Genomic DNA, 4,882 nt, shown 5'->3' with positions numbered 1-4,882 from the left:
GCATTCCGTTGCCGGTTCAGGAACGCCGCGCTCCTCGCGGTTGCGGCTTCGCCGGTCCTACGCAGGCTCGCCCATCCATCAGGCCGAAACGGGTTCGTTATCCTGCGGACTGTCTGTTTGTTTCCTGTTGCTCTCCCCCCCGCATTACTGCGACGCAGTTACTCTCAACTACCGGCTTAGCAACTTCAGCCGGACTGGACTTTCGCCAGTAAGCCCAATGGACTCGAAGGCGCACGGAGGGGCACGGGCTCCGTGCCTTGGTCGCAGAGCCGCGACCCTCCCCAGCCGCACCGCACTTCGTGGAGCAGGCATTCTTGCCTGTTCAAGGGCAGGCAGAGATGCCTGCCCCACAGTCGCAGGGCCTGCGACCCTCCAAAATCAACGGAATCGGGCCGCCGCAGACCGGCAAGATGCCAGCCCTACTTTTCCATGCCTCTGCGGAACTGACTTATAGCTTGCCCTGACTCCCGCTGTCATCGCTCACCGGGCGAGGCCGGACCGCGGCTACATAAAGCACCCTTTATAATTTGCAGATCAATTCCGTTAAGCGATCTTGCTTTTAAACGACAACATGTGGTTTCTTCTACAACCTATTATCAGACTCAAACATGGGGACACAAAAGATGGGACTCTTCGACAAACTACGCGGCGAACTGATCGATATCATCGAGTGGCTGGACGATTCGAACAACACGATGGTCTACCGCTTCGAGCGCTATCAAAACGAAATCAAAAACGGAGCGAAACTGACCGTCCGCGAAGGACAGGCGGCGGTCTTCATCAACGAGGGCAAGATCGCCGATGTTTTCGCACCGGGCATGTATACCCTCTCTACCGCAAACCTGCCGATCCTCGCCACGCTCAAAGGCTGGGCGCACGGCTTCAACAGCCCGTTCAAGGCCGAGGTCTATTTTGTCAGCACCCGCAACATGACCGACCAAAAGTGGGGCACGAAAAACGCCATTACCCTTTCGGACCCGCGCTTCGGCATGCTCGAAATCCGTGCATTCGGCACCTATGTGATCCGCGTCAAGGATGCGGCGACCTTTATCCGCGAGATCGTCGGCACCGACGGCCACTTTACCACCGAGGAGATTGGCGAGCAGCTGCGCTCGTTGATCGTTACCCGCTTCACCGACGCCGTCGGCGAAGCCGGCTTCCCGGTCGAGGCCTTCGCGGCCAAAGCCAACGAACTCTCCGAATTCGTGCACACGCAGATTGGCCCCGAGTTCGAACAGTATGGCGTGGAGGTTACCAAGTTCCTCGTGGAAAACGTATCGATGCCGGAAGAGGTGAAGAAAGAAATCTTCGAACTCAGCCGCCTGAATGCGATCGACCTGAACAAGCTGACCCAACTGAAAGCAGCCAAGGCGATGGAAGCGGCCGCCGCAAACCCGTCCGGCACGGCGGGCGCCGGAATGGGCATGGGCATGGGCTTTGCCATGGCCAACCAAATGGGCCAGGCCATGATGCCTGAACAGCAGGCCGGCGCAACGCCTCCGCCCGTGCAGTCGGCCCCGCCCCCGGTTCCGCCCGCTCCGCCGGCGCTCGCCTTCTTCGCCGTGCAAAACGGCCGGCAGGCCGGACCGTTCGATCTCAACACCTTGAAACAGATGGCCATGGCGCGCCAGATTAACGCCGATTCGCTCTTCTGGCGCGAAGGCATGGCCAACTGGACCGCCGGGTCGCAGATTCCCGAGCTGGCGCCGGTATTCGGCAGCGTTCCTCCGTCCATTCCGGGAGCGTAGCCATGGAATCCCCCGAAGCGGCCGTTTCCTTCGCCTGCACCTCCTGCGGCGCGGAGCTGACCTACCAGCCCGGCACCACCACGCTGGCCTGCCAATATTGCGGTGCCGAAAACGAGATCCCGGAAATCGACGAGTCCGTCGAAGAGCTGGATTTTTTGGCCTACCTCACCGAAGCGGCCACCAAGGAAGAGGAGCTGGTCGGCCATTTCGTGAAATGCGATTCGTGCGGGGCCAGCTGCACGTTGGAGCCGAATATTACCGCCTCCGACTGCCCCTATTGCAGCACGCCGCTCGTGATGGAGCATGCGCACGACGAAACCGTCATTAAACCAAAGTCGCTGCTACCGTTCAAACTGAGCCAGGATCAGGCCCTCGCCGAATTTAAAGAGTGGGTCGGCAAACGTTGGTTCGCCCCGAACGACCTGAAAAAAGCCTCGCTCAATTTCGACCACTTCAAGGGCGTCTACATTCCCTACTGGACCTTCGACACCGACACCTACTCCTCGTACACCGGACAGCGCGGCGACCACTACTACGAAACCCAACACTACACCACCACCGAAAACGGCAAGAGCGTCACCAAGACCCGCCAAGTGCGGAAAACTCGGTGGCGGTTTGTCCGCGGACATGTCAGCAAGGCGTTCGACGACATCCTGATCGTCGCATCCGAGTCGCTGCCCAAAAAATGCATCGAAAAACTCGAACCGTGGGATCTCGATAACCTGGTTCCATTCGAAAAAAGCTATCTGAGCGGCTTCATTTCGGAAAGATACCAAATCGAACTCGGCGACGGCTTTGAACGCGCCAAGGATATTGCCGACGCAGAAATCCGCCGTCTCGTCCGCCGCGACATCGGCGGCGACGAACAGCGCATCTCCCGCGTCAACACCCGCCACGACGACATCACCTTCAAGCATCTCCTCCTGCCGGTCTTTGTCTGTGCCTACCGCTTTAAAGACCAGCTCTACCGTTTTCTCGTGAACGGCCGCACCGGCGAGGTGCAGGGCGAGCGCCCATGGAGCTGGATCAAGATCACCGGACTGGTGCTCGGCCTCCTCGCCGTGGTCGGCATCGTTGCACTGATTGCCACGCGACAGACCGTACTGCGCTGATTCTGTTTGCGGTCATTCATCCGCGGAATCCGAGTGGAACCGCCGCCCCAAGTCCTTGCCGTTTGCGGATGTGGATGAACTGCACGACAGAGGCGGGAAGGTCTCGCAGACTCAACCATTCTCGCCCTACAATCCTTAACGTCGAGCCTTTCCGGCCTGACCCTATCGCCAGCATTCTTGCCCCCTTTTCGGGGTTTCATTGCCGGATTAGGCCTTTGGCTTGCATTGGGCATGAATTGCTTTGCGCGAACTTGTGCGGAAGGGTAAAGTCTCGAACCAATAGTGGCTGTTGTGATTTGCTCGGTTATAGGGGTGTTTATGAAGTATGCGGATGTGGCGGAGAATGTACGGCGATTGATGGGCGATTTGCCGCCGCAGGATGAGTTTATCTATGAGCTGCTGCTGGCCTATGGGAAACCGAAGGCCAGTATTACCCGTCTGAAACAGGGAACCTACAATCAATCCAAAGTTCCCGGTGAAGTTCTCTGGAAGAAAGAGCTGTATTTTAAGGCCGTTTTAACCACGGAACACATCGAAAAGACGGGAAACAAGCCGGACCAGAATTTAACCACAGAGGTCACAAAGGATCACAGAGGAAAAGCTTCGTGTGCCTCCGTGTCCTTTAGCGAAGCGGGTGGTGAAAATAGTCTTTACGCCGTGATTGAGGCGTTAAAAAAGGCCAAGGGAACCAACGCCCACAATCCCCGTTTCCTCTTCGTTACCGATTTTAAACAGATTCTGGCCGTTGATCGCAAAACGAACGACACGTTGGATATCCCATTCCAGAAGCTGGAAACCAACGTTGACTTTTTCCTCCCCTGGGCGGGGATGGAGAAAACCAAGTTATCCAACGAAAATCCGGCGGATATCAAAGCGGCCGAAAAGATGGCGAAGCTGTTCGATGCCATCAAACTGGATAATCCCCAGTACATGCGGGAGGATGAAAAACGAGACGAACGTCTCCATGCCATGAACGTCTTTCTGGGTCGGCTACTCTTCTGCCTCTTTGCCGAGGACACCGGCATTTTTGATGAAAATGCGGTTACGAATGCCATTGCATCGCATACGGCGGATGACGGATCGGACCTGGATGTTTTCTTTAAGCAACTGTTCGACTGGCTCGACACACCGGATCATCAACGCAAAGACGCGGAGAGCGCGGAGCTTCGCAAAGATTCAAATAACTCCTCTGCGAATCCTTGCGAACTTGGTGCCTTTGCGTTGAATCCCGATGTTAAGGATTTGCCGTATGTGAACGGTGGACTTTTCCGGGACCATTTCGACATACCGACCTTTTCAGCAAAGTCACGCCGGATGATTATTGAGAGCGGATCGCTGAACTGGTCGGAAATCAATCCCGACATTTTCGGCTCCATGTTCCAAGCCGTCATCGATCCGGAGGAACGGCACAATCTTGGGCAGCACTATACCTCCGTCACCAACATCATGAAGGTGATCGAACCGCTCTTCCTGAATGATCTGAAAGAGCAGTTTGAAAAAGCGAACAACCGGGTGCAGAACAAAAAACGGGTAGAAGAGCTGCATCAGCTGCTCGAGCGGATCTGGAACCTGAAAATTTTTGACCCGGCCTGCGGCTCCGGCAACTTTTTGATTATTGCCTATAAGGAACTGCGCCGTCTGGAAATGGAGATCTTTGAGGCACTCAATGAATTTCCCGTCTCCAAAATCCGGGTGGATCAATTCTACGGCATCGAAATCGCCGACTTTGCCTGTGAAACCGCCATCCTCGCCCTGTGGCTGGCAGAACACCAAATGAATCTGGAGTTTACCAAACGCTTTAAGCACTCGCTCACTTCTCTGCCGTTGAAAGATGGGGCCAACATTGTCTGCGACAACGCCTGCCGAAAAGGGTGGTCGGAAGTGTGTCCTAAAGAAGAGGGCGACGAAATCTATGTCCTTGGCAACCCGCCGTATCTGGGCGCAAGAAACCAGAGTCCGGAACAGAAAGATGATTTGGAGTCGGTTTTTGATGGGCAAAAAGAATACAAGGATTCGGATTAT

Annotated in this window: 3 protein-coding genes; all 3 read left to right on the top strand. The window is 55.8% G+C overall.

Going from position 1 to position 4,882, the window contains the following annotated elements:
• The first annotated feature begins 623 nt into the window (after positions 1-623).
• Complete coding sequence (locus ABYO54_RS14075) at positions 624-1,748, top strand: SPFH domain-containing protein (protein ID WP_372808882.1); 1,125 nt, start codon at positions 624-626, stop codon at positions 1,746-1,748.
• Positions 1,749-1,750: 2 nt separating this feature from the next.
• The gene (locus ABYO54_RS14070; RefSeq protein WP_372808881.1) at positions 1,751-2,860 is read left to right on the top strand and encodes a hypothetical protein; all 1,110 of its coding nucleotides are present in this window, start codon (positions 1,751-1,753) and stop codon (positions 2,858-2,860) included.
• 318 nt (positions 2,861-3,178) lie between these two features.
• Positions 3,179-4,882: DNA methyltransferase (locus tag ABYO54_RS14065; protein WP_372808880.1), on the top strand; the 1,704-nt coding region annotated here is incomplete at its 3' end.

The organism is Pontiella sp. (assembly GCF_041622395.1).
In the GTDB taxonomy this organism is placed as follows: domain Bacteria; phylum Verrucomicrobiota; class Kiritimatiellia; order Kiritimatiellales; family Pontiellaceae; genus Pontiella.
The sequence above is the reverse complement of the archived record's forward strand: the minus strand, read 5'-3'. Positions and strand labels throughout refer to the sequence as shown.

Excerpts from the sequence above, each read along its gene's own strand:
- ABYO54_RS14075 (WP_372808882.1), top strand. The coding sequence starts at position 624 with ATGGGACTCTTCGACAAACTACGCGGCGAACTGATCGATATCATCGAG.
- ABYO54_RS14070 (WP_372808881.1), top strand. The coding sequence starts at position 1,751 with ATGGAATCCCCCGAAGCGGCCGTTTCCTTCGCCTGCACCTCCTGCGGC.